General features: G+C 63.2%; 19 protein-coding genes. 8 read left to right on the plus strand and 11 right to left on the minus strand.

Annotated elements, in window-relative coordinates; translation table 11 throughout:
- Nucleotides 1-268 precede the first annotated feature (268 nt).
- From QME84_06880 to QME84_06900, 5 genes are all read right to left on the minus strand, one after another.
- Nucleotides 269-1,072 (minus strand): hypothetical protein, encoded by an 804-nt coding sequence (locus QME84_06880; GenBank protein ID MDI6873990.1) that lies wholly within the window; start codon nt 1,070-1,072, stop codon nt 269-271.
- 144 nt (nt 1,073-1,216) lie between these two features.
- Complete coding sequence (locus tag QME84_06885) at nt 1,217-2,749, minus strand: glutamate synthase-related protein (GenBank protein MDI6873991.1); 1,533 nt, start codon at nt 2,747-2,749, stop codon at nt 1,217-1,219.
- Nucleotides 2,746-3,897, minus strand: a complete 1,152-nt coding sequence (locus QME84_06890) for a glutamine amidotransferase family protein (protein ID MDI6873992.1) — start codon at nt 3,895-3,897, stop codon at nt 2,746-2,748. The genes QME84_06885 and QME84_06890 overlap by 4 nt, the downstream gene beginning before the upstream one ends.
- Entirely contained in the window at nt 3,866-5,212 is a 1,347-nt protein-coding gene (locus QME84_06895) for an FAD-dependent oxidoreductase (GenBank protein ID MDI6873993.1), read from the minus strand. Before QME84_06895 ends, QME84_06890 begins: the two co-directional genes overlap by 32 nt.
- Nucleotides 5,213-5,325: 113 nt before the next feature.
- Entirely contained in the window at nt 5,326-5,763 is a 438-nt protein-coding gene (locus tag QME84_06900) for a 4Fe-4S dicluster domain-containing protein (protein ID MDI6873994.1), read from the minus strand.
- Between the two features lie 362 nt (nt 5,764-6,125).
- Between QME84_06900 and QME84_06905 the strand changes: the two genes are divergently transcribed.
- A complete protein-coding gene (locus tag QME84_06905) occupies nt 6,126-7,121 on the plus strand; it encodes an NrpR regulatory domain-containing protein (GenBank protein ID MDI6873995.1) in 996 nt (331 codons plus the stop codon).
- Nucleotides 7,122-7,441: 320 nt separating this feature from the next.
- Nucleotides 7,442-8,206 carry an acetoacetate decarboxylase family protein gene (locus tag QME84_06910; GenBank protein ID MDI6873996.1) on the plus strand — a complete coding sequence of 255 codons (765 nt, stop codon included), beginning with the start codon at nt 7,442-7,444 and terminating at the stop codon, nt 8,204-8,206.
- Nucleotides 8,207-8,273: 67 nt separating this feature from the next.
- Here QME84_06910 and QME84_06915 read toward each other — a convergent pair whose 3' ends face one another.
- The 4 genes from QME84_06915 to QME84_06930 all read right to left on the minus strand — a co-directional run bounded on the left by QME84_06915 (nt 8,274) and on the right by QME84_06930 (nt 13,488).
- Complete coding sequence (locus QME84_06915) at nt 8,274-9,617, minus strand: RuBisCO large subunit C-terminal-like domain-containing protein (GenBank protein ID MDI6873997.1); 1,344 nt, start codon at nt 9,615-9,617, stop codon at nt 8,274-8,276.
- Nucleotides 9,618-9,629: 12 nt separating this feature from the next.
- Nucleotides 9,630-11,192 (minus strand): FGGY-family carbohydrate kinase, encoded by a 1,563-nt coding sequence (locus QME84_06920; GenBank protein MDI6873998.1) that lies wholly within the window; start codon nt 11,190-11,192, stop codon nt 9,630-9,632.
- Nucleotides 11,193-11,319: 127 nt separating this feature from the next.
- On the minus strand, nt 11,320-12,540 hold the full coding sequence (locus QME84_06925) for a saccharopine dehydrogenase NADP-binding domain-containing protein (protein MDI6873999.1): 1,221 nt from the start codon (nt 12,538-12,540) through the stop codon (nt 11,320-11,322).
- A 180-nt stretch (nt 12,541-12,720) separates the two neighbouring features.
- Complete coding sequence (locus QME84_06930) at nt 12,721-13,488, minus strand: TetR/AcrR family transcriptional regulator (protein ID MDI6874000.1); 768 nt, start codon at nt 13,486-13,488, stop codon at nt 12,721-12,723.
- A gap of 475 nt (nt 13,489-13,963) precedes the next feature.
- On the opposite strand from QME84_06930, the gene QME84_06935 reads away from it, so the two are divergent.
- Nucleotides 13,964-14,620, plus strand: coding sequence for a diphthine--ammonia ligase (locus QME84_06935; GenBank protein MDI6874001.1), 657 nt, complete (start codon nt 13,964-13,966; stop codon nt 14,618-14,620).
- Between the two features lie 24 nt (nt 14,621-14,644).
- Here the strand turns inward: QME84_06935 and QME84_06940 are convergent, their stop codons facing one another.
- Nucleotides 14,645-15,331 (minus strand): flavodoxin family protein, encoded by a 687-nt coding sequence (locus QME84_06940; GenBank protein MDI6874002.1) that lies wholly within the window; start codon nt 15,329-15,331, stop codon nt 14,645-14,647.
- The gene (locus QME84_06945; GenBank protein ID MDI6874003.1) at nt 15,328-17,730 is read right to left on the minus strand and encodes a PAS domain-containing protein; all 2,403 of its coding nucleotides are present in this window, start codon (nt 17,728-17,730) and stop codon (nt 15,328-15,330) included. The genes QME84_06940 and QME84_06945 overlap by 4 nt, the downstream gene beginning before the upstream one ends.
- A gap of 989 nt (nt 17,731-18,719) precedes the next feature.
- Between QME84_06945 and QME84_06950 the strand changes: the two genes are divergently transcribed.
- The 5 genes from QME84_06950 to QME84_06970 all read left to right on the plus strand — a co-directional run bounded on the left by QME84_06950 (nt 18,720) and on the right by QME84_06970 (nt 24,488).
- A complete protein-coding gene (locus tag QME84_06950) occupies nt 18,720-18,935 on the plus strand; it encodes a 4Fe-4S binding protein (protein ID MDI6874004.1) in 216 nt (71 codons plus the stop codon).
- A 40-nt stretch (nt 18,936-18,975) separates the two neighbouring features.
- Nucleotides 18,976-19,407: a hypothetical protein gene (locus QME84_06955; protein MDI6874005.1), complete on the plus strand. Its 432-nt coding sequence runs from the start codon at nt 18,976-18,978 to the stop codon at nt 19,405-19,407.
- A 672-nt stretch (nt 19,408-20,079) separates the two neighbouring features.
- On the plus strand, nt 20,080-21,678 hold the full coding sequence (locus QME84_06960; GenBank protein ID MDI6874006.1) for an AMP-binding protein: 1,599 nt from the start codon (nt 20,080-20,082) through the stop codon (nt 21,676-21,678).
- 229 nt (nt 21,679-21,907) lie between these two features.
- The gene (glpK, locus tag QME84_06965; protein MDI6874007.1) at nt 21,908-23,404 is read left to right on the plus strand and encodes a glycerol kinase GlpK; all 1,497 of its coding nucleotides are present in this window, start codon (nt 21,908-21,910) and stop codon (nt 23,402-23,404) included.
- Nucleotides 23,405-23,735: 331 nt separating this feature from the next.
- Nucleotides 23,736-24,488, plus strand: coding sequence for an alpha/beta fold hydrolase (locus tag QME84_06970; protein MDI6874008.1), 753 nt, complete (start codon nt 23,736-23,738; stop codon nt 24,486-24,488).
- The last annotated feature ends 147 nt before the right edge of the window (nt 24,489-24,635 follow it).

Below are 24,635 nucleotides of genomic sequence, written 5' to 3' on the forward strand. Positions count from 1 at the left end.
CGATCAAAGTTTTTCAGCGTGTACGTCCCACGGGGAAACCACGCAAGAGCTTCTTTCGTGCCTCCCTGGAATTATATACCATCAAGGTGGATCACCCCGGGAACCCCCACCTTTAGTTTAGAATAAATGACGATGGAGAGAGGTTGGAAATGAAGTGATGCCTTCTCCTGATATAATCAAGATCATCGTAGTCCTCTTTCCGCAGGATGCCGAAAAGCCATCTGCCAACCTCCGCAGCCGGATTCCCCGAGATCGTAGGCAAAGTCCCTCAATAGGCGTAGAGGCCGCCGAAAGGCCGGTGGGAACGGGCATAGACCTTGAGGAAATCGGAGTTCATTATGCTCGCGGCGTCGACGCCGAAATATCCCGCGTATTCATCGACGAAGGGGCGGATGAGCTCCTTGTCCTCCTCCGTGGCCGGAACGGCAGCCGCCTCCTTCCCCAGCTGGTGCTCCTCTATCTCGCCGCGCAAAAAGATCAAGCCCCCGTGCATTCCGGTACCGATATGCCGGGCACCGAACCTGGCCTTTCCCCGGCCCTTTCCCTTCAGGCCCAGCACGATGACCAGCCCGCCCGCCATGTATTCGCCGAGGAAGTCCTGGGTATCGCCCCCAATCACCAGCACGGGGCGGAACTTGCGGTACTCCTTCATGTGGATGGCCGCCCGGTAGCCCACGCTGTCACGGATGAATATCCTGCCACCCCTCATACCCATGGCCACGATATCCCCGGCCCGGCCGTGGACCACGATCAGCCCGCTGTTCATGGTGTTTCCCACCCCGTCCTGAGCGTTGCGGTCCACGGTGATGTGGGGTCCGTCCATGAAGGCTCCCAAGTCGTTCCCGGGAACCCCGTGGACCACGATGCGCACGGGGCGCCGGATGCCCGATCCTATGTAGCGCTGCCCGTAGACGTTGTCCACCACGATCTCCTCCACGCCCTCCGAGGCGGCGCCCTTGATCATGTTGTTCAGCTCCCGGTAATGCAGCTGGCGGGCATTTATCTTCACCTTGCCGTCGATGCGCACGAATACGCCCGGCAGACCGGCATGGTGATCGACGTCGATTTTCATTCCTGCATCACCTCTTGAACTCCGCGCCCCGATCCATACCTCCCGTTCAACTCATATTTCTTCGTAAAGCTTCTCCTTCCTCCAGCCGCGCAGCCGAACCCCGCACAAGGAGAGACAGGACCGGGATTCGAAAGGTTCCCGCCCTCAGGCCCCGGCGTGCTTGATGCCCAGTATATCCAGCTCCTCCTGGGTGAGACCCACGCCCCGCAGGCGGAGGCGGTTGCCGCGCAGGCTCTCGATGGCGTTTATCCCCATCCCTCCCAGCATCTCCATGATCTCGTGGGACCAGGCGCGGAGGAGGTTGACCAGCCGGCGGGCCCCCACCTCCGGGTTGAGGCGCTTGGAAAGGTAGGGATCCTGGGTGGCGATGCCCCAGTTGCACTTCCCGGTATAGCACTTCTGGCACACGTGGCAACCGAGGGCCACCAGCGCCGCCGTCCCGATATACACCGCGTCCGCCCCCAGGGCTATGGCCTTGATCACGTCGGCGGAGGAGCGAATGCCGCCCGCCACCACGATGCTGGCCCGGTTGCGGATGCCCTCCTGGCGCAGGCGGTCGTCCACCGCCGCCAGGGCCAGCTCGATGGGGATGCCCACGTTGTCCCTTATCATGGTGGGTGCCGCCCCGGTCCCGCCCCGGATACCGTCAAGAACTATGATGTCCGCTCCGGCGCGCACCATCCCCGAGGCAATGGCCGCGGAGTTGTGTACCGCGGCGATCTTCACCGACACCGGCTTCTCCCAGTGGGTGGCCTCCTTCAGGGCGTATATGAGCTGGGCCAGGTCCTCGATGGAATAGATGTCATGATGGGGGGCGGGTGAAAGGGCGTCGGTGCCCTTGGGAATCATGCGTGTCCTGGAGATCTCGGCGCTCACCTTCTCTCCCGGAAGGTGGCCGCCGATGCCGGGCTTGGCCCCCTGTCCTATCTTGATCTCCAGTGCCGCTGCCACCTCCAGGTAATCGGCATGGACCCCAAAACGGCCCGACGCCACCTGGCATATGGTGTGATCCCCGTATTTATAGAGGTTGCGATGCAGGCCTCCTTCCCCGGTGTTGTAGTAGGTGCCCGCCTCGGCGGCGGCGCGGGCCAGGGACTCGCAGGCGTTGTAGCTGATGGCCCCGTAGGAGATGGCCGAGAACATGATGGGGGTCTCCAGCTTCAGCTGGGGAGTGATCCTGGTCTCCAGGGAGGGCTTGCCACCCTTCCTTCCCACCTTGAGGGCGTCGGGCTTGGCCCCCAGGTAGGTGCGGAGCTCCATGGGCTCCCGCAGGGGGTCGATGGAGGGGTTGGTCACCTGGCTGGCGTCCAGGACGATGCGGTCCCAGTAGATGGGGTATGGCTTATCACACCCCATGCCGGTCAAGAGGACCCCGCCCGTCTCCGCCTGCTTGTAGATGTTCTGAAGGACTTCCCTGGTCCAGTTGGCGTTGGGAGGGTGCTGGGTAGGGTTATGCCGCACCACCAGCGCATTGGTGGGGCACAGGGTGGCACAGCGCAGACAGCCCACGCACTTGCTCTCGTCGGCGAAGACGGCGTCTTCCTCCTCATCGTACCAGTGCACGTCGAAGGCGCACTGCCGGGCGCAGACCTCGCAACGGATGCACCGGTAGTCGTCCCGGTCGATCAGGAACTGCGGCAACAGGTAGCTCTTCAAGTCCTCCAGCCTCCGTTTCAAGCCGAATCCGTCGCGGGAAGGGAGATGACCTCGGCTCCAGCCTCCTCGTGCTCCTCCGCCGCCTCCAGGAGTTCGGCCACGATGGGTTCCCCTCCCTGCGGGATCCAAGTCTCCCGGAGGGTATCGTCCACCAGGTGGATGGGGGCCTCCTCCGAGGAGATGTACATGAAATCGCCGTTGCGCCCGGCCACCAGGGGCCGCAGCCTTATGCGGTCCGTGAGGCCGATCATCTGGCTGCGGTTGGAGATGATGATGCTGAAGGGGCCGTTGAGGAGCAGGGAACCGTAGGTCTGGCGCAGGGCGGTGTGCACCTCCCGCTCCCGCGGGGGCATGCGGTCTATCTCCGTCCACAGCGGCGCGGCGAAGACCCTGGCCATGTCCTGGATGGTAAGTCCGTGCCTCCTCAGCAGCAAATCGACGCCGTAGGCGATGACCTCGGTATCCGTGTGCAGGGTGCAGATGTAACCGAACATCTCCAGGTAGCGGCGGTTGATGCCGTAGGAGGAGATCTCGCCGTTGTGCACCACCGACCAGTCCAGGATGTTGAAGGGGTGGGCCCCTCCCCACCATCCCTGGGTGTTGGTGGGGAACCTGCCGTGGGCCACCCACGTATAACCCTCGTATTCCTCGAGGCGGAAGAAACGGCCGATGTCCTCCGGGAAACCCACCCCCTTGAAGACGCCCATGTTCTTCCCGCTGGAGAAGACGAAGGCCCCATCTATCCTTACGTTTATGTGCATCACCGCCTGGACAACGAAATCGTCGGCATCCAGCTCCGAGCAGACCAGGTTCTCCCTGGGTCGCAGGAAGTACCTCCAGAGCAGCGGCGGGTCATCCACTCCCTCGCAGGCGCGGGTAGGAATGACCTCGGCGCCTTCCACCTCGAACCGGGTCTTGAAGAATTCCTCCGTCTCCTTCCTGGCCGCCTGGTCATCGTACATCATGTGAAAGCAGTACAGCTCGGCGTATTGTGGGTAGATACCGTAAGCGGCGAAGCCGCCGCCCAGACCGTTGCTCCTCTCCTTCATGTTGGCGATAGCCACTATCATGGGTTCGCCGTTGAACCTCTCCCCTCGGACGTTCATCATCCCGAATATGGAACACCCGGAGAAATCCTTATCGTCCCGAAAGCGCGCTTCCCTGAGCATGGCTGACTATCCTTTTCTCCTCTCCCTTTCCTGCCCTGGCCAGACCCGCCACCGCCTCCACGATGCGTTCCTCCCTCATGGAGCGCGGGAAGTGTATGTGCCCGAAACCCTCCTCGAGGAGGAAATTCCTTATCCTTCGCACATTGGCCCTCTCTTGGATGAGTGAAGTGAGGATGCCCGCCCTCTCTATCTTGCCCGCCACCAGCATCCCCACCAGGAGGTCTCCCTGGATGACCACCTTCCGATAATCGCCGTCCTCTCCCCGTCGGACGATTACCTCGTAGGAATCATCGGGCGGGTTCACCACGCCTGCGGAAAGGACGGGCAGCCCGAAGAACTCCACCGCGTTCATGGAATTGCCACCCGGATAGGGGACCTCCCTCCCGGCCATGTTCAGGCCCGCGTATTTCCCCTGCAGGGCCGCTATAGGCCACAGGGCATTCACCGCGGGCTCCCCGCGCACCAGGTCGAAGGCCGCAGCGACATCGCCGGCAGCGAAGACATTCGGGCAGGAGGTCCGCTGGTGCTCATCAACCAAGATTCCTCTATCGCAGTGAAGACCGGCCTCCTCGGCCAGCTCCATGCGCGGCCTCACGCCCACCGCCACCACCAGGAGGTCGAAATCCAGCTCCGCCCCGTCGTCGAGGACCGCCGTCCCCCGGTATCCTCCACGGGTTTCGACCCGCGAGACGCTGCGGCCCGTGGTTACCTCTATGCCCGCTTCCCGGCAGCGCGCAGCCACCATCTCCGAGGCCACCTCGTCCAACGCCAGCGGAAGAATCCGGTCCATCTTCTCCACCACCACCACCTCGCAACCCCGGGAATGCAGGGCCTCCGCCGCCTTCATGCCGATCAGGCCGGCCCCCATCACCAACGACCTAAGGGGGCGAGCGGTGAGGCGGAGCATGGTCCGGGCATCATCCCACGAAACGAAGGTGAGATACCTCATCTCCGCGAGCCCCTCGACAGGGGGGATGAAAGGCTGGAATCCGGTAGCCAGGAGCAGCTTCTTCCACTTGAACCTCTCACCGCTGGAGGTCTCCAGGAAGTGCCGCTCCAGGTCCACCACCTCTACCCTGCTTCCGGGATGGAAGTCTATCCTTCGCTTGCGGTAGTAGTCGGTGGGCCGGTAATACATCCCCTTCTCGTCGATATACCCCATCACCAGGTAGGAGATCAGGGGGCGGGAATAGCAACGGCGCTTCTCCTCCCCGAACACGGCCAGGCTCCCATCCTGGTCCAGGCTGCGGATGGCGTCGCAGGCGTTAATGGCCGCCGCCGAGTTGCCCACCACCACGTAGTCGTAAGTCAGCATATCGGTTCCTCTTCCTCCTTCAACGGCCGTCGCCCATTCCCGCCCTTCCCCGGCGTTTCCTCACCCGATCCTGCTTTCTAAGTCCCCGAGCCGCCAGCTCCGATTCCATCTGTTCATTCCTCCACCAGGACCAGGGCCTCGTTGGGACAGTTGGCCACGCAGGCCGGCACCTCGAGGTCCGGGCACAGGTCGCACTTGCCCACCACCTTCTTTTCCGCAGCGTCCCGGCGCACCGCTCCGTAGGGACAGACAAGGATGCAGGTCCAGCATCCCACGCACCTCTGGGGGTCGTGGACCACCGCTCCCGACGCGGCATCCCTCTGCATGGCCCCGGAAAGGCAGGCGGTGATGCATGGCGCTTCGTCGCAATGGCGGCACTGCAGGGCGAAGGATACGTGACCGCGCTCCTCGACCTCCACCCTCTTGGCCGGCCTTTTCTCCTTCTTGAAGGCCTTAATGATGTTCCGGCTTTTCGAGTGCTGGACCATGCAGTGGATCTCGCACAGCCGGCATCCTATGCAGTATTCCTCGCGGGGAATGATGCGTTTCAATTCACAACCGCCTTTCGTGACCGTGACCTGCAGCGGGTTTCCCGGGCACCCGTCGTGTCAGCAGTTTATGATGGTTCATAACCGCCCCGGACAACAGTAAGCGTCCCTGCTGGCGGTCAACCCATCCGGTTGCGGGTCCCGGACTACGGATGTACCCTTCCTCCCTCAGTCCGAAACTCCGAACAGAATATATAAACTTCCGGCGACCAGAATCAGTATAAACCCCGCCGGTGACCGTAACCCAGCCGGGGGTTTACACCGGGCCGGGAAAAGCTTATAATTACCGGCAATAGGTAACCTATTACCTATATTAAGCTTATAAATAAGCTTGTCAAGGCTTTAAACGGAAAAAATTTACCTAAATGAGCAACGATAGGATTTTGGAGCGCAAGGCCCTGGCCATCCTGGAAATACTCCAGGAGGCCGGGAAACCCCTTGGAGCACGGGCCATCGCCCGGGAACTCTCCCGGAAGGGCCTGGACCTCAACGAGAGGACGGTTCGCTACCACCTGCTCCATCTTGACGCAAGAGGATTCACCCGCCTGGTGGGGAGAAGCGGCAGGGTGCTCACCGAAAAGGGGGCACAGGAAGTGGAGGGCGCCCTGGCTGTGGAACGCCTGGGCTTCGTCAACGCGCGCATAGACGACCTCGCCTGGCGGGCCGATTACGACCCCCGAACCGGGAAGGGCCGCGTGGTGGTGAACCTCACCTTCCTCCCCCGGGAACAGGAACCGAGGGCCGTGGAGGCCATGCGCAGCGCTTTCCGTGCCGGCTTCTGTCTATCCGACCTGGTGCTGCGAGCCGGGCCTGGGGAACGCATCGGCCAGGTGGAGGTGCCTTCCGGCATGGTAGGTTGGGGCACCCTGTGCAGCGTAACCCTGAACGCCATCTTTCTGCGCCACGGTATACCCGTGGAATCCAGTTTCGGAGGGCTTCTGGAGATCCAGGAGGGAAAACCCCGCCGCTTCACTGAGATCATCAGCTACTCCGGGTCCACCCTGGACCCCATCGAGATCTTTATCAAGGGAAAGATGACCGGCGTCCATGCCGCGGCGGAGACCGGGAACGGCAGGATTTGTGCCTCCTTCCGCCAGATACCGGCCAGTGCCCGCGGACGGGCTTCCGAGATACTGGAGGAGATGCGCTCCGTCCGCCTGGGAGGGCTGGTGGTGCTGGGCAAGCCGGGGCAGCCCTGTCTGGAGATACCCTGCGCCAAGGAACGGGTAGGCCTGGTGGTGGCGGGAGGACTCAACCCCCCTGCGGCGGCCGAAGAACTGGGGGTGGATACCTATTCCCGGGCCATGGCCGAGCTGGTGGACTACTCCCAGCTGGTGCCCTTCTCCACGGTCAGGCCCTGAAGTGGCCGGACTGCGGGGCGCTTTGCCTCGTGGAGCGGGACTACACGACCTGCGCGGGGGGATCGCCGTTCTGGCAATTATTACCATGTCGCTATTTTCCCTCAGCCTGGACCTTTTCCGCCTGGCCGTGAACCGGGCCCACGAAACGGGAGCCCTCTCCAAGTACTGGGAAGATAACAAGGTTCGGGACCGCGCCCGGAAAGACAGGTATAATAAAGCCGGCAACCATGTGGTGCGAAGGGGTCAGCAGGCTCTCCGTAAGCTTGTCGCGGCGACCCTTCGCGACGGGCGTGAGCACCCCGGGGATGGAAGGAGGTAACATGGAGGGGCTCTTCTTCGAGGACGTGGAGCAGAGGGAAGTGGAGATAACCGGCGGGTCCTGCGCCGTGCCGGTGCTCTACCGGGAGGTCTTCGCCGTGGCGGGCATTTTCCTGGCCCCCACCCTGAAACTCCGCGACCTTCTGCCCACCTCCAAGCTGGTTCCCGCGGAGGTGATGCCCGGAAAAGGGCTCCTGGCCATCATGGCCTTCGACTACCGGGACACCAGCATAGGCCCCTATCGGGAGCTGGGAATAGCCGTCCCGGCCCGTTACCGCCCCCGCCTTAACCCCATGCTCATCCCGCCCCTGCGCATGGCCGCCTCCCTATCCTTCGAGGCCTTCGTCTGGCAGCTCCCGGTGACCACGGATATAGCGCTGCACGCCGGGATCGACATCTGGGGTTACCCCAAGTTCCTGGGGGAGATCGAGTTCGCGGAGGACGAGAAGACGGTAACCTGCACCCTCACGGAGCAGGGCCGACACATCCTCACCCTGGAGGTGAAGAAGTCGCTCCCCCGCATGAAAACCTACTTCGACATCAATACCTACACGGTGAAGGACCGGGAGCTCCTCTTCACCCCCATCCGGGGAGTCTCCACTTCCCTGGGCCGCAGCTTCCTCCCCGGAACCGCCCGCATCACCCTCGGCGAGCACGAACTCTCGAGGAAAATCCGCGAGATAGCGCCGGGGAAAAGCATCCACTCCCTCTACATCCCCCGCGCCCGGATGCTCCTTCCGGAAGCGGAGCAGCACCTCAGCCTCTAAAGGGGTCAGGTCTTGAATTTTGATACCCCTGGGGGTATCCACAGACCGCCGACTGCCTGACTGACCCCTAATCGCCCAGGTGTTCGGTCTTGGCCTCGATGCCCGTATCCGCGGTGGTCTCCTTGAAGAAGCCCTCCCAGAGCCCCAGGGCCACGGCCAGCTCCTGGTGGTCCCTGGCATACTCGTGGAGGGGGATGCCCTGCATGGTGGCGTCGATGGCCTGCCGGAAGGCCCGCGCCCCCGCCGTAGGCCCCATGGGATGGGCGTGGATCCCCCCGCCGGACCCGATCATGATCTCCTTCCCGAGATCCGCCACGCAGGTGGGGACCATTTCCGGGGTGATGCCCCCGGAGGGCATGGGCATGGAGGGCTTGATGTTGTGCAGCGGGTAGTGCATGACGTCCGCCGTGTACACGAAGCGGTCCTTGAGGTAGGGGGCCTTCCCGTAGGGCGCCGGGAAGACGATGGCGTCCGCCCCCGCCAGGCGGGGAAGCTTGGCCAGGACCAGGTGGGAGGCGATGCCCGAGATGGGCGATTCGTACAGGGCCCCGGCGCAGTCCATGTGGGCCAGGATGGGCACGTTGATGTCCGGGTCCTCGGCCAGGGCCTGCAGGGCGGGCAGCCCCACCGCCAGGTAGTTGACCATGATGGCGTTGGCCCCGGCGTCCACGGCGCGCTTGGCCGTCTCGAACATCTTGGGGATGCTGTCCGAGACGTTGACCGTGTACAGCGTATGTTCACCGGTCTCCTCGTAGACCCTCTTCTCCATGGCCATGTAGGCCCGGACGCGGTCCTCCACCCGGTTGAAAGCCATGTCCGCGATGAGTTCGTCGTCCTTGATCACGTCGCAACCACCCAGGGCCGCCTCGTAGAAGAGCCTCTCCCCCACCTCGCAGGAATACCCCGTGCAGGGCTTGATCATGTTGTTGAGCAGGGGGCGCCTCTCCTTTATCCCCAGGACCTCGTAGATGCCGTCGATGCCGAACTTAGGCCCCTGGAAACCCTCGGTGTATTTCTTCGGGAAGTAGAGGTCCAGGAGCTTGATCTTTCCCCCCATGGAAATATTTCCCACCACGGCGGTGAGCAGCATGGGTATCTGGTGCTCGATGTTGCGGAAGGGGAAGGCGATCTGCACCACGTAAGTGCGCTCCTCCACCCCCTTGGGCACCTCGAACTCGTAGAAGGGCACCTCGTGGATGCCGATGACCTTGGCCACGTGCTTGGCCCTCACCTCTGGCGTCTCCCCGGGCACCGGCGTCCAGGTCCCCGTGGACTGCTCTATGGCCAGGAAGGGGGCCAGGTAGTACATGATGGCCTCCCGGGGCAGGGCGGCGTAGTAGGTGGCCACAATGAAGTCGTCGTAGTCGATTCCCTCCGGCAGGGCCTTGGGCTGGGCTTCGTAGTAGAGCATCTTCCTCCCTCCTTACACTGCTTCGCAGGCCTCTTCGGCCTGGTTCAGGCGTCGGCACAGTCCGCACAGGTTACCGTAGAGCCGGCGGAAGACCTGGTAGAGCTCGTCGTACTCCGTGCAGCAGCCGGGATCGGGCTCGAAGGTCCGGCGCACCCGCACCACCCTCTTCAGGTCGCGGTAACCGTTGTATTCCCCCAGGGCCACCGCCACCGCCAGGGCGCAGCCGATGGCCCCCGCCTCCTGGGGGTCAGCCACCGCCTCGATGCTCCTGCGGGTCACGTCGGCCATGATCTGCATCCACACGTCGCTCCGCGCCCCTCCCCCGATGGCCCTGAGAGTGCGACAGGGGAAGCCGGCGCCGGCGACGGTGTCCACCAGCCAGCGGAAGTTGTAGGCCACCCCTTCGTAGATGGAGCGCAGGACGTGTTCCCGGCGGTGGTTGAGGGAGAGGTTGACGAAGGCGGAGCGGATGGTGGTGTCGGTTATGGGGGCCCGCTCCCCGAAGAGCCAGGGAGTGAAGAGCAGCCGTGCGGACCCCGGCTCCACCCCCTCCACCACCTCGTCAAGCACGGCGAAGATGGCCATCTCGTCCCCCCGGCGTTCCGCCTCCTTCCTCTCCTCGGCGGTGGCGAAATTGTCGGCGAACCACTTCAGGCAGGCCCCGGCGGTCTCCGTTTCCCCGATCATGAGGAACATCTCCGGGTCCGCCGAGGCCACGGACACGATGCCGTTCTTCCCCAGGTTCTTGGGTTTCCTCACCGAGACCACCAGCCACCCCGAGGTCCCCAGGTAGATGTGGGCATCCCCGTGTTCCAGGGCCCCGGAACCGGTGGCCGCGGCGGGCACGTCCCCCATGCCCCCTATCACCGGGGTGCCCGGCTGAAGGCCCATCTCCTCGGCCGCCTCGCGGGTGAGGAGCCCCACCACCTCCACCGAGCTCTTTATGTCCGGCATCTTTTCCAGGGGTATGCCCAGGATACGCGCGAACATCTGGTCCCATTCCCGGGTCTTGTTCTTCAGTATCCCGGTGACTCCCGCCCCGGTGTGGTCGATGATCATGTTGCCGGTGGCCCGGAAGACCAGGTAGCCGTTGACGTCCAGGACCTTGTGGGTGGCGGAGAACACCTCCGGCTCCTTCTCCTTTATCCACAGTATCTTGCAGATGACGTCCTTTCCCGAGGGCACCGCCCCGGCCACGGCCATGACCACCCGGGGGCCGCCGAATCTCCTCACCAGCCTGGCGGCCTGCTCGTCGGCCCGGCTGTCTATCCAGATGATGGCCGGGCGCAGGGGAACGCCCTTCTCGTCCACCGGAAGGACCCCCAGCATCTGGGCGGCGAAGCCCATGCCCACCACCTGGCGGGGATTGACGCGGCTTTCCTTGAGGACCTTCCTGGTACTCCCAGTCACCGCCCTCCACCAGTCCCGGGGGTCCTGCTCCGCCCAGTGGGGCTGTGGGTAGGAGGTGGGATAGGGCTCGAAGCAGGAGGCCAGTATGTTCCCTCCCAGGTCGGTCAGCACCGCCTTGCTGCCGCCCGTCCCCACGTCATGGGAGATGATGAATTTCTCGCTCATTCCGCGCTCACCACCTGATTCGCTTGTATGCTCCACATGGATCCGTGCGGACCCATGTGGGCCGCCTTGCACGCTGGTTCATGCGGACCACGCCTCCGCTTCAGGCCCGGCCTTCCACACCGACCCCTCAGAACTTGAGGTCCAGGGTCTCCACCCTGCCGTCCTTGTCCACGTGCTCTATATAGATCGGGGCACGGTCCCCCTTGCCGCTGGACTTGATGACCTCTCCGGCCAGCTTGATCATGTCCATGGGATCCACGGCCGCCTCGGGCGGGAAGACCCCTTTCAGGGTGATCTTCCCCTGACCCATGACGATGGCTCCCAGGGCGGCGGGGATTCCCGTACCCTCGCCCATCCCCATCCCACTGGAAGACATCTGGAAGATATAGGTATGAGGCTCGCCCTCCTTGCTCCCCTTGACCACGATCTTCAAGCAACCCCGCGGGGTGGTGATGCCCGCCTCCTTGAGCAGGGCGTCGCGCTTGGAGAGCACGAAAGCCACGGCGAACTCGCGCGGTATCACCTTCTCCCCCTGCACCTCCAGGGGTTCGTCGGAGGTGAGTCCCAGGCGCACCATGTCCTTGATCAGTTCGGCGTAGGAGACGGGGATGACCAGCCCCAGGTTGGTGACCCTCTTCACACCCTTGATGTATTTGGGGAGGGTGATGGTCTCGGGGTGCGGGTAGGCGTAGACGGGGTAGGTCCCCACGTCGCGGAAGTCGGTCACTTCCTCCAGGGCCTTCCCGCTCTCATCGAAGAGGCGCACCGTTTTATACTCCCCGTCCAGGAACATGGGGATGTCTATTTCCATGGAATGGAAGCGGTGCTTGATCACCGCCGGACCCTCCACGGGCTCCCCGCCATGGGCGTGGTAGATGTCCACCGAGTCCACCTGGTCGAGCAGGTTCTGGGCGGTGAACTTCACCAGCAGGTTGGCCATCCCCGGGGAGCTTCCCATCCCCACCAGGGCGGAAACCCCCGCCGCCCTGGCCTCCTCGTCCATGGCCAGCATCTCCTGGGTGGCATCCATGTCGTCGCAGATATCCACGTAGTTTACGCCCACCTCGATGGCCGCCCGAAGGATGGGCGGACCGAAGCGGTAGAAGGGACCGATGCAGTTGAGTACCACGTCGGAGCCGGCCATGACCTCCTTGAGAGCCTGCGGATCGTCGGCATCCACGCCCACCGCGGAAACCCTGCCTCCTCCCAGCTCCGCTGCCAGCCGCCGCGCGGCCTCCCCTTCCCGGTCGGCGATGACCAGCTCCGAGAAATAGTCGCCGGCGGCCAGCGCCCGCGCCGCGGTGCTCCCCACCGCTCCGCATCCGCCAAGAATGGTCAACCTGGACATCTCCTACCTCCTTCTCGTGCTTCCCGCGTTTTCCGGTCGATGGTCGAAAATTCCTGCCACCAAGCCGGGTCTTGCAATCGTCTCCATCTCGCGCCTTACATGGTGTCCAATCGAGGCCCTGCAATCGAGGTTTTGGTCAAATCCCTCCCCGGGCGAAAGCCGTGCCGCTCCCCTCACGGATCATGACCGCTTACCCTTCATCCTCGTGCTTTGCCTGGCCGCAATTTCCCTTTGTTCTCGCGCTACATCCCCGGACCGCGAACCGGCGATCTTCTTTCCCGCAGGCTCCTTCCGGGAAGGTTCCGCCGCCGCGTTCAACTCCTTCCCGGCCGTGAGGGCGGAAAGGAGATCCATGGCCATGCCCATGGCGCGGCGCAGGTCGAAGGACTTGGAGTCCTCCAGCCACTGGATCTCCATGCCCTCCACCAGGCCCATGAGCATACAGGCCAGGTAATAGGGGTCGTAAGGGGGGAACACGCCCTCCGCCACGCCCTGGGCCATGATCTCCTGCAGCTTCTCCTTGGTGCGGTTGATGTAGGAGTAAAGACGGTCCACGTGCTCGGGCGAAAAGGTCTCCAGCTCCTCGGCGCGCATCTTCCAGGAGAGCTTGCAATAGTCGCGGTCCCGGTAATAGAGGTCGGTTATCTCCTCTCCCAGCCAGCGCAGCTTTTCCCAGGCGCTGCCCTCCCTCTCCGCCGCCCGTTCCACCAGGTCCAGGAACTCGCGGTGCATGTCCTCGATGAGGGAAAAATATAGGTCTTCCTTGGACTTCCAGTACCAGTAAAGGGTCCCCTTGCCGAACCCAGCCTCCAGGGCTATCTCGGACATGGTGGTGCGGTGATATCCCTTGGCGGAGAAGAACTTCAGGGCAGCCCGCTTGAAAGCCTGCTCCCGCTCGTCCTTCACCGGGTTTTTCCTGAGACCCAGCGTCCTGGCTTTCCCAGCCATGCCTCTCTTGCCCTTCCCCCACCCTTTTCAGAACGCCTGTAACCTTCGGATGTCCGGTCCTCCGGGCCATCGTGGCGTGATCGTTACTTTCCCGCCCCGATAAATCCTCCGAACCTGGTTCCTTCGGCCTGAGCTGCCGTTCTGATTATTAGACCAACCGGTCAGTCTTATTATCTACTCCTGCACAAGTTCTGTCAACTGGGCCGCCTCGCACCCCCGCGAGGATGGCGACTTTCCGTCCACTCTGCTTCAAGGTACGCACCGCCTACCGTAAGGGGTTTACGCTCCGCTTGCCCTGTACCGTGCGGTTGGTGTAACCTGAGTCTGGTCGACTTGCCCGATGCGCCCGGCTTGCGAGGCGCTCGTCGGAGTTTGCGAATCCTACCAGCCTCGTCGTGGGGCCGGAAATGGAATCGTCCCGGCGGGACGGTCGGCAAAAGGTCATGTATCGGGCAAGCCCTGACCCCATTAAAAGATGAAGGCTTTCGTCTCCTGGAGCGGTGGAAAAGATTCCTGCCTTGCCCTTTACCGGGGGCTGGCGGCGGGGTACCGCATTAACGCGCTCTTTTGCATGCTTCACGAGGGCGGCAAGTACTCACGTTCCCATGGGCTTCCCCGGGAACTTTTCGCCGCGCAGGCCAGGGCCATGGGCTTACCCATAAGTTTCGCTTGCTCCACTTGGGAAGGATACGAGGAGGCGTTCAAAGAGGGCGTGGAAGAACTGAGGAGGAAGGGGGTGCGGGCAGGCATCTTCGGGGATATAGACCTCGCGGAACACCGCGAATGGGTAGAGAGAATATCAGATGAGCTGGGAATTCTTCCCCTTCTACCGCTTTGGGGAGAGAACCGCCGGAAGCTGGTGGAGGAGTTCATCGACCTGGGTTTCCGTGCCCTCGTGGTTTCGGTGCGCAAGGATTGCCTGCTCGGAGACTGGCTAGGTCGAACCCTGGATCGGGAGATCCTGGAGGAAATGGAAAGGGCGGGGATAGATCCGGCCGGGGAAAACGGCGAGTTCCACACCTTCGTCTATGCCGGGCCCTTATTCCGCGAGCCGGTGAGGTACAGGCTGGTCGGGGAGGCGAAACGCGGGGACCACCTGCAGGCGGTCCTTCAAGGGAGGCAAGGTAAATAGCTCCGGAAGAGCTGCACCTGCTCCTCATCCCCTGCGGTCCAGCGCCTCCTGGCCGGCCTTGAGCAGGCGGGCGAGCTCCACGGCCCGGTGCACGGTGGAAACGGCACTGGCTACCCCCCACTGGTCGCGGAGAACCAGCTTCTTATCACCTTCCGCCCTTTTTCCCGTTCCCTCCAGGGAGGAAAAGGCCGCCCCGCCCTGGAGCCCGATGTCCGGCGAGGCGATGACCATGTTCACAGCGTAGAAGAACTGGTGGGCGGTGAGTAAGGCCATCTCCAGCCCCCCCATGCGGAACCAGGCCACGGCCAGGGCACCCCCCACCTTGTCGCGCAGCTTCCCCGCGGTGAGGTTTCCGTGAACGTATATGCGCATGCGGTCTATGAAAGCCGCTAGGTGCCCCGAAAGCCGGCCGAAATACACTGGCGTGGCCAATATGAGGACATCACAGGATTCCACCCGAGGATATATCTCCTCCATATCGTCTCCACGTGAGCATCGCCTCCCCTCGGTCTGTTTCCGGAGGCACCAGTTGCAATGCACGCAGTCCTCCACCCGGAGGTCCGCGAGGTGCACGATCTCCCAACTCACCCCCGGTTGGCCGTCCTGGCTGCGCAGGGCCTCCTCCAAGAGTGCGACAACGTTCCCGTCTCTCACCGGGCTTCCGCAAATCCCCAGGATGTTTACCTCGGGAAGGGAATCTGCAGGGCTCATGAGACCTCGCTGACGAAGGGAAGGACGGGTATGCGGATGTAGGCCACAGTACCCTCTCCCGGAGCGGCCTTGAAGGACAGCTCCCCGCCCATGGACCTGACGAACCTGCGGCAGACCAGGAGGCTCTTGGCCCTCCGGCCCGTGACCCGGAAGGATTCCTCCTCCGCATCCGCACGGGTGATTTCCCGGATCACCTCTTCCGGCATCCCGGGTCCCTGGTCTTCAACCCGCAGCAGTATCTCGTCTCCCCATCTCTCCGCCCCCAGGACCACCGGGCTTCCGGGAGGGGAGAACCGGAAGGCGTTGTCCAGGAGGCACATGAGCGCCTCGCGGAGGAGCCTTTTATCCGCATGCACGCGCGGAAGGTCCTCCTCCACCTCGAGGAAGATCTCCCCGGCCCTGCCGCGCCGCGCATAGTAGTCCTTGAGGTCCTTGATCATGCCCCACAGGTCGATGCCACGGGGGGAGAGCACTGCCCTGGGGGCCGTACCTTCACCCGGCGCGGCCAGCAAGTCCGGCGGGTTCTCGCTTCCCCTGGAAAGGCGGGCTATCCGCAGGTAATCGTGTTCCTTTCCCTCGCCGGAACCACCATGAGCCGGCCCTCCGGATGGCTTCCGTTCTATGGTGTCGGTCCTGCTTCCGGTATCCACTTCCGAGTCGCGGCCGTAATGCGCGCCTTTATCCCACCCACCCGATCCGGGACCGCCCGACCCATCCGACCTCTCCGTTCGCGAGGACATGCGTATGCGCATGGCCCGTACCGCCTCGCCCGCATCTCTTCCCAGGGCCTCGAGTGCTTCCCTTACCGCCTCGTCCAGCCCCTCAGGCCGAAGGTCCGCGAGGGCTATGGCGCCGACCACCGACCCCTCAGCCCTCAGGGGAATCACCAGCAGGGATCGCCACCGCTTCTCCCCGAGCAGGTCCGTAAGGATATCCGGCCTCTCCAGCATGGAGGCCATCTCCTCCCATCCCTCCCGGGGAACCCCACCGTGGACGCCCAACCGGAACAGGCCCTCCTCACGGCACTGGCGCATGTAACCTGGGCGCAGCCCGACCCTTCGACACGATTCCAAGTCTTTTTCCTCAAGGCGGCGAGCCGCCTCGAGGGAGGCAAAGCCCTCCTCCACGAGGAACGCCGCTCCGGCCTCGTAGTCCACCACGTGCCCCGCGAGCTCCAGGCAGAAATCCAGCAGCCCTTCCCAGTCCGCGCTCCTTGCCGCCTGTTCCATGATCTTCAGGCTGCGCTCGAGGGATTCCACCCTCTTCCGGAGGGCTTTCACCTCGTCCGCTTTCCCGGTAACCTCCTGTATAAGAAGGGCGTATTCACGGGTCTTGCCCCTTACCTGGTATGCGGGCCGGGCGATCATCTTCAGTTCTTTACTGGCCCGCTTTATTCTCAGGGTAACCGTCGCCTCTCGCTCTTCCCCCTCGCTTACGGCACTCTCGGCCAGAGCGCTCACCACATCCCTGACCTCGGCCGGAAAGAGTTCCGCCAAGGTAGCCCCGATGGCCCTGTCGCGGGAGACGCCCAGCAGCTCCTCCGCCCGGGAGCTTACGAGGGTAACACGGTAGTCGGGCGTGAAGCAGAGCAGCGGCGACTGGGTGCTTTCCAGGAGGTTCCACAAACGCCGCAGCTCCTCGTTCCTCTCCTTCTTCATCCGGGCCTCGGAAGTAACCTCCCTGCCCAGGCCCAGCATCGCCGCCTCCTCACCTTCCCCCCATAGGACCACCGTGACCGCCACCACGGAGACGGTCCCATCCGGGCGCTTAAACTCCAGCTCGCCCCTCCAGGGGGTCGCGCGCACCGTTTCCGCCAGGTATTCCAAGGTCTTCCTGGCCTTCTCGTGGGCCAGGAAAAAGGAAAGCGGCCTTCCCATCACCTCGTTGGCACCGTGCCCGAGCGCCTGGCACATGGCCGCGTTGGCGTAGATGAACCCGGCCTCGTCGTCCAGCAGAAAAGCGGGGTCCGCGATCCTGTCCAGAAATCCCTTTATCTCCCCGGCGGCTTCCGGGACGAGCATGGAGAGCTGCGAGCTCTCCGGGCGGCGCGCCTGCCCCAGGCCCCCAGGAAAGGTCGTGGTGATGCTCACCATGCTGCCCGTGCTTCCCAGCGCTTCCAGCGGATAGGGAGTGATGGAGACGTTCAGGCGCAGGAGGTGTTTTCCCAGCTTGTAGGCCATGGCGTAATTCTCCACCCCGCGCCCCCGCCTGGTCTTGGCCAGCAGGTCCTTCAGGGCGGAGTAGAGGATGGGGTTGACCTCCCGGAGGGAGGCCTTGCGCGCTTCCTCCAGGGGCCTTTCGAGGAAGACCTCCGCGTCGCGGTTTCCCTCCAGAATCCGGTCTTCCCCGTCCAGGAGCAAGGATGCATGGAGGACGCCCCGGTCATCCTTCTCTCTCATCGTCCTCCTCCCGTTGTTCAACGCGATCGCACACTGCCTTGTCTCCTATATTACCGGGCGCCGTCGCGCGGCTCGGGGACGGCGTAGAACCTCTCACGGTCACCCAGACCGCATTGCTTGCCCTCCATGGATTATTCGAGTCCGGCCACTTCTCTACCTTCCCCTCCGCTATCGGGGCTCGAGCCGCGGCGGACGATAACCACAATGCCATGGGGTGGAGGGATGACATGACGGTTCACCTGCTCAGCTTCCCGGTCCAAGTCACCCTTTCTCCCGGGTCGGCCATAGGTTGAGGCCAACCGAACCTTATCGTTCAATTCGAGACAAGGAAGAGTCGTCCGGGACGCCGCGGGAGCCGGGTTCAGTAGGAGGGGGTTGATCCACGTCATGACGCCTCAGTATGGACGGGGGCTAATATTTCTACCAGTGGAATTACGAGAGTGTACAGGGACAGCCTCGAGGATTCCAACTTCTACAAGCGGAAGCTAATATTTCTCCTAATGGAACAGCTCCCGAGAAAAGCCTGACTATTTCTTCGCCGCGGAGAACCCCGCAATCTCGCTTATCCTCGGGAGCTGATGTTCCCTTTTCGTTCTACATCCTAATTTACCACATTCCCCGCACTTCTAAACCTCCAGCATCGGCTAGGTCCCGGGGGGGCGAACATCCTCCTCCGACCACCCGCCGGACACAGCCCTGAGATCAGGGTTCGTGTCGGGCGCAATCATGAACCATCACCCGATCCATCAAATCCGCAAACTCATGACGGTCCTTGTGAGAAGACGGGACCTGGGGGAGCACGGATCCAAATCCCGGCTTTTTCGAGGTGCCAAGGGTCGAGGCACGGGCCGTGCGAAGGGCAGGAAGACAGCCTGCGGCTGGTCTTTGCATCCTCGGGTATCTCGCACGACCGCTTTTATGACCTGAATCATCGGCGACCGCCGGATTCAAGGATAAAATACCCCCATAGGTATACAGAGGTGGTGGCCATGCGGACCAAGATGCCCTGGATAGACGTGGAGAAATGCGACATAGCCGAAAGGTGTGAGGGTTGCAAGGCGGCCCGCTTTTGTCCCCACGGGGCCTTCAGGGTCATCCGGGCGGATAATGGGGGAGCTTGCCGCGTAGGGATAGATTTCGAGAAATGCAGGTTCTGCGGGAACTGCTCCCACGCCTGCGACCTGGGAGCCGTGCGCATGGTGTGAGGTTGGCGTCATAACGCACCTAGGAAGGAGGTCATAAAAAATGCCGGAGGTTGACCGGGAGTTCGTGAAAAAATATCACCGGGCGGTGGTCAAGTCCCTTTCCGGGGACCTGGAGAAGGTTAAATCCCGCATCGGTTCCGAGTGGGCGGAGGATTTCAAGAAGAAGGTAGGAACCGGGCTGGAAGGTGAGGATTTCCGGCGGGCTTTCGAGGATTATCTCCGGGATGAACTCCGTTTCGGCGAGCAGGTGAGGGTGGAAGGCGAGGACGAGGGCCTGAGGATCGAGGTGCGGGGCTGCCATATCTGCCACGGAAACGAGGAACTCCGCCGTGAAGGAGCACCCACCCTTTGCCCCATAATCCCCACCGGGCTCTTTTCCATTTCCCGGGTAGGGGGCAGGAAAGCCTCGCTCCGGGAAGTGCGCAAGAGCGGTGTGGTCGGGGAATGCGATATATTGTACGAAATTAAATAAGGTGCGCGGGAGGAGCCGGGAGGGCCTCATTCCGGGATCTCGCTCAAGCGCGGGGGAATACGGTTCCGTGGAACGTCCGCCCGGTAACGTCATCCCGGGTTGACGGATGAGGACAAGGCGGCTGGTGAAGGGGTGGAAGGAGGTGGAAAAGTGAAGCGCTTCATGGTTCCGCGCGTGGCTCACTGCTCGGAAGGCTGCTGACATGGGCCTCCGCGATCCCGGATCGCGGAGGCGGACCGTGAAACCTTAACCTCCACCCGAATCAGGACGGCAGGAAGAGCCCGGCAGGGCTCTTCTTTTACGCCATTCCATGCTCTCTCGCTGCGCAGGGGCCGACCAACCCCGGTTAATGTGCCTGCGGAGGTCACACTTCCGCTCGCACCGCATCGTTCGCCTTCCCCCGCTCGAGTCCGGTCTCCCCATTCTCAACGCCTTATCCCGAGCTTGCCTCCTTCGGCGAACTTCAGGTCACCGGGCTTTCACTCCGTAATACGTCTCACGTCGTCCTCCAACCATCACAAGAGGGAAGGGCGTCATCCCGTTTAGTTTTCCCTCGCTGGATTCTTCCAGGTGCTCCTTCGCCCATACCCCCTTTCGTGGTAGTATCGTTAAGCGAGACCGGACAGGCACGCTTTCGGGTCGTAGCACGAGGAGAGGGGGAGGAAGAGGGAGATGCCCAAGACCTTCTGGGACCACCTGCCGCCGAGGCAGTACTTGGCGGCACAGGAGCAGCACCTGGTCCGTTTCATCCGCGAACTCGTCTATCCCACGAGCCCCTACTACCGGGAGCTTTTCGATTACAACCGTATTAAACCTCAGGTCATTCGGACCCTGAGGGACCTGTCCTGCATCCCCTTCACCACCAAGGCGGACATCGCCCCCCTCCCCGACGACCCGGAAATTCCCTTCAACCTCGTGCTCAGGCCGGACCGGGAGAGAATAAGCTCCCGCGTTGCCGTTCGCTGGCGGCATCGCATGCTCAGGCTGACCCACGGAAAGGGGGGCTACGCGAAGCTCATGCATCACGAGTTCTCCCCCGTGCATTACCACTTCACCATCGGGCGCACGGCCCTTCCCACCCCCATCCTCTACACGCCCTACGACCTGCAAAGGCTGCGGGAAGCCGGCAGGCGCATCTTCGAGTTGGCCGGGCTGGACCGGAGGGACATGGTCATCAACGCCTTCCCCTTCGCGCCCCACCTGGCCTTCTGGATGACCTACTTCGCCGTCGAGGCGATGGGCATGCCCGCCCTGCACACGGGCGGAGGCCGCATACTGGGCACGGAGCGCATCCTGGATGCCCTGGAACGGCTGCGGGGTACGGTACTCACCGCCACCCCCAGCTACGCTTATCATTTGCTGCGCCTGGCGGCGCGGGAGGGACGCGATCTCTCAAACCTGCACACCATCATCCTGGGAGGGGACGGTCTTCCGCACGGGCTCAAGGACAAGATGCTCGAGCTGCTGGCGAAGGTGGGCTCGGAAAGACCGGCCGTCATCTCCACCTACGGGTTCACGGAAGGACGCGTGGCCTGGAGCGAGTGCCGCGCCTCGGCCCTCTCCCGCGAGGAAAGCTCGGGATACCACCTCTTCCCGGACATGGAGTACCTGGAGATCGTGGACCCGGAAACCGGCTCCCGCGTGGAGGACGGCCGGGACGGGGAGATCGTTTACACCTGCATCGACTGGCGGGGGAGCGTTCTCCTGCGTTTCCGCACCGGCGACCTGGTCAAGGGAGGGATTGTCCATGAGCCCTGCCCCTACTGCGGGCGTTCCCTCCCCAGGCTGGGAATGGAAATAAGCCGCACCTCGGAGTACAAGGAGTTCGAACTCACCAAGCTCAAGGGAACCCTGGTGGACCTCAACGCCTTCTACCCCCTGCTCTCTGGGCATAAGGACGTCCTCGAATGGCAGCTGGAGATCCGCAAGCACAACGACGACCCCTATGACCTGGACGAACTGCACCTGCATATCGCCCCCGCGGAAGGGATTTCCAGAAAGTACCTGGAAAGGGAGCTTTACGAACTCCTGCAGAAGGAGGTGGAGATCGCCCCAACCCGGATCGTCTTCCACAGCCTTCCCCGCCTCCTGCAGAGGCTGGGCCTGGAGACCAAGGGGCGCGAGAAGCGCTTCCTGGACATGAGACCGGGTGCCCAGGGATTCCGGAGAACGGCGGAACGGGAACCCGGCGAAAGCGAGGAAAGCGGAGGGCTGCAGGTGCCCCTGGACCTGGAAGAGGACGCGGAAGGAACAAGCGACTCCGAAGGATAATCGCACCGGTCGGGGCAACCGCGGGTTTAACGGCCGGTGCCATGATTGAAGGAGATGAGCTTACCCTCCGGAAGGAAAGGGCTAATCGATTATGGCATCCTCACAGGTGGCCAAAACAAGTTATGATATCCTCGGTCGTCCCGCACTCCATACAGCTACATCTTCTTTTTTCCTGAGCCGAGGGAACAATCGTTAAGGGATATGATCGGAAGCTCGTAAGGAGGTCGGCATGATCATCCTGGCCATCGACCAGGGAACTACGGGAACCAAGTGCATCTGCTTCGACCGGAGCCAGAGGATAGTGTCCGGCCATTCCCAGGAATTCCCACAATACTATCCCCGCCCGGGGTGGGTGGAGCACGACGCCGAGGAAATATGGGAATGCACCCTGGACACGGCCCGACGCGCACTAGAAAAGGCCGGAATCTCCCCCCGCGAGGTGGCCGCGGTAGGCATCACCAACCAGAGGGAGACCACGGTCATCTGGGACCGGGAGAGCGGTAAGCCGGTCCGCCGGGCCATCGTCTGGCAGTGCCGCCGCAGCGCCGACATCTGCGCACGTTGCCGGGAACGGGGCCTGGAGGACGAGGTACGCCGCCGGACGGGACTGGTGCTCGACCCCTACTTCTCGGGAACCAAGCTCACCTGGGTCATGGAGAATGAGCCGGAGGTCGTGAAGCGGGCCCAGGCGGGCGAGCTGTGTTTCGGCACCGTGGACTCCTGGCTCCTCTACCGTCTTACCGGGGGTCGCGTACACGCCACCGACGTCTCCAACGCGAGCCGTACCCTGCTCTTCAACCTTCACGACCTGTCCTGGGACGAGGAGCTGGCGCGCATCTTCGAGGTGCCCATGTCCATGCTCCCCGAGGTCAGGGACTCGAGCGGCGTGTTCGGGGAGACCGACCCCTCCTCCTTCCTGGGGATAAGCGCCCCGGTGGCGGGAATAGCCGGGGACCAGCAGGCAGCCCTCTTCGGCCAGGCCTGCTTCCATCCCGGGATGAGCAAGAACACCTATGGGACGGGCAGCTTCGTGCTCATGAACACCGGCGATCGGCCCACCCTCTCCTCCCGCGGACTCCTCACCACCGTGGCCTGGAGCATCGGCGGCAAGACCACCTACGCGTTGGAAGGCTCCATATTCATCACCGGCGCGGCGGTGAACTGGCTCCGCGACGGACTGGGAATCATATCCGAGGTCTCAGAGATCGAAGGGCTGGCCTCCCAGGTGGAGGACGCCGGCGGGGTCTACTTCGTCCCCGCCTTCGTGGGGCTGGGCGCTCCCTACTGGAACCCGCGCGCCCGAGCCCTGCTCATCGGCATGACCCGCGGCACCACGCGGGCTCACGTGGCCCGGGCGGCGATAGAGTCCATGGCCCTTCAAACCTGCGACGTGGTGGAGGCCATGGTGGAGGAGACGGGTATCCCCCTTAAGGAGCTTCGCGTGGACGGCGGGGCCAGCGTCATGGACATGCTCCTCCAGTACCAGGCCGACCTCCTGGGCGTGCCCGTCCGCCGTCCCGTGATCCCGGAGACCACCTCCCTGGGAGCAGCCCTCCTCGCCGGCCTGGCCACCGGCGTATGGAAGGACCTGGAAGAAATAGAGGAAAGGTGGGAGGTGGACCGCGAAGCCGCTCCCGACCCCGCGGCGGAGGAGCGGGCGCGGAAGATGCGCCGGTACTGGAGGCGGGCCGTGGAGCGCAGCCTGGACTGGGTGCTCGAGGAATGAGCCAAGGCCACCGCCCGCGAGGCCCCGGGCATGGGCCACGGGAACAGACCGGTTGAAGGAAGACGGCCCCGACCGGCTCGCGGCTCACGGGGTACTCGGCCAGGAGAAAGGAAGATGCTGTATCGTCTCAGTAGGCGCTTTCCGGGTTGAAAAAGGCAGAGAGACCACCCTATGATCCCGGCTGAACAGAATGGTCGATTCCGACGCACTAGGCGCGAAACTTGTATTAATACCTGGTTGGTACGGGTTAATGGTGGTTGGCGTCACGGGAAAATACTCGGTTCGTGCAGGTTAACGAAGGTTGACATCACGAGAAACGGGAGGTGGAAAAATGGCTGAGGAAGTCTGGCCGGACGCGCAACCTTTCCGCTTCGAGGGCGGAAAGACGGGGGTGCTGGTGGTGCACGGCTTCACGGGATGCACCCAGAGCATGCGTCCCCTGGGAGAGGGGCTGGCGGAAGCCGGTTTCACGGTCATCGGTCCCCGGCTGCCCGGGCACGGGACCAGCGTGGAGGACCTGGCCGGGCGTACCTGGGAGGAATGGACCGGGGAAGCTGAAAAGGGCCTGCGGGAACTCCTGGACCGCTGCGACAAGGTCTTTATCACCGGGCTCTCCATGGGGGGAACCATCACCTGCTACCTGGGCGAGAGATATGCCGACCGGGTGGCCGGCCTCCTGCCCATCAACGCCGCGGTGGCTAAACTCAGCCCCCTCATGCCCTTGACCCCGGTATTCAAGTACCTGCTGAAGACCATTCCCGGGGTGGGGAGCGACATCAAGGATCCCGAATCCAAGGAATTGTGCTACGACAAGGTACCGGTGCGCGCCGCCGCGGAGCTCTACGAGCTGATGAAGATAACCCGTCGCGACCTGCCCAGGATAACCGCCCCCATCCTGGTGTTCACCTCCCGGGAGGACCACGTGGTCCCGCCCCCCAACGGCCCTTATATCCTGGACCACGTGAGCTCGTCGGACAAGGAGCTGGTGTGGCTGGAGAACTCCTACCACGTGGCCACCCTGGATTACGACAAGGATCTCATCGTCAAGCGCTGCGTGGAGTTCATCCACCGGCTGGGCGGATAACGCCGAAGGTCTCTCGCCCCGGATAGCTACGGCTGCGACATTCGCTGGGCGGCAGGGCAGGCCCTTCGGTAGGGCGGTGCACAAATACGAGGCGAGCCCGGGAGGGGTCTCGAGAATGCGCTGTCCCTTCCGCATACCTGCCGCGTC

Source organism: Actinomycetota bacterium (assembly GCA_030019255.1).
Classification (GTDB): Bacteria; Actinomycetota; Geothermincolia; order Geothermincolales; family RBG-13-55-18; genus Solincola_A.

What these genes read in the sequence shown, in the direction of transcription:
- QME84_06880 (MDI6873990.1), bottom strand. Translation starts at nt 1,072, where the DNA reads ATGAAAATCGACGTCGATCACCATGCCGGTCTGCCGGGCGTATTCGTG.
- QME84_06890 (MDI6873992.1), bottom strand. Translation starts at nt 3,897, where the DNA reads ATGCTCAGGGAAGCGCGCTTTCGGGACGATAAGGATTTCTCCGGGTGT.
- QME84_06895 (MDI6873993.1), bottom strand. Translation starts at nt 5,212, where the DNA reads ATGCTGACTTACGACTACGTGGTGGTGGGCAACTCGGCGGCGGCCATT.
- QME84_06905 (MDI6873995.1), top strand. Translation starts at nt 6,126, where the DNA reads ATGAGCAACGATAGGATTTTGGAGCGCAAGGCCCTGGCCATCCTGGAA.
- QME84_06910 (MDI6873996.1), top strand. Translation starts at nt 7,442, where the DNA reads ATGGAGGGGCTCTTCTTCGAGGACGTGGAGCAGAGGGAAGTGGAGATA.
- QME84_06915 (MDI6873997.1), bottom strand. Translation starts at nt 9,617, where the DNA reads ATGCTCTACTACGAAGCCCAGCCCAAGGCCCTGCCGGAGGGAATCGAC.
- QME84_06920 (MDI6873998.1), bottom strand. Translation starts at nt 11,192, where the DNA reads ATGAGCGAGAAATTCATCATCTCCCATGACGTGGGGACGGGCGGCAGC.
- QME84_06925 (MDI6873999.1), bottom strand. Translation starts at nt 12,540, where the DNA reads ATGTCCAGGTTGACCATTCTTGGCGGATGCGGAGCGGTGGGGAGCACC.
- QME84_06930 (MDI6874000.1), bottom strand. Translation starts at nt 13,488, where the DNA reads ATGGCTGGGAAAGCCAGGACGCTGGGTCTCAGGAAAAACCCGGTGAAG.
- QME84_06935 (MDI6874001.1), top strand. Translation starts at nt 13,964, where the DNA reads ATGAAGGCTTTCGTCTCCTGGAGCGGTGGAAAAGATTCCTGCCTTGCC.
- QME84_06940 (MDI6874002.1), bottom strand. Translation starts at nt 15,331, where the DNA reads ATGAGCCCTGCAGATTCCCTTCCCGAGGTAAACATCCTGGGGATTTGC.
- QME84_06945 (MDI6874003.1), bottom strand. Translation starts at nt 17,730, where the DNA reads ATGAGAGAGAAGGATGACCGGGGCGTCCTCCATGCATCCTTGCTCCTG.
- QME84_06950 (MDI6874004.1), top strand. Translation starts at nt 18,720, where the DNA reads ATGCGGACCAAGATGCCCTGGATAGACGTGGAGAAATGCGACATAGCC.
- QME84_06955 (MDI6874005.1), top strand. Translation starts at nt 18,976, where the DNA reads ATGCCGGAGGTTGACCGGGAGTTCGTGAAAAAATATCACCGGGCGGTG.
- QME84_06960 (MDI6874006.1), top strand. Translation starts at nt 20,080, where the DNA reads ATGCCCAAGACCTTCTGGGACCACCTGCCGCCGAGGCAGTACTTGGCG.
- glpK (MDI6874007.1), top strand. Translation starts at nt 21,908, where the DNA reads ATGATCATCCTGGCCATCGACCAGGGAACTACGGGAACCAAGTGCATC.
- QME84_06970 (MDI6874008.1), top strand. Translation starts at nt 23,736, where the DNA reads ATGGCTGAGGAAGTCTGGCCGGACGCGCAACCTTTCCGCTTCGAGGGC.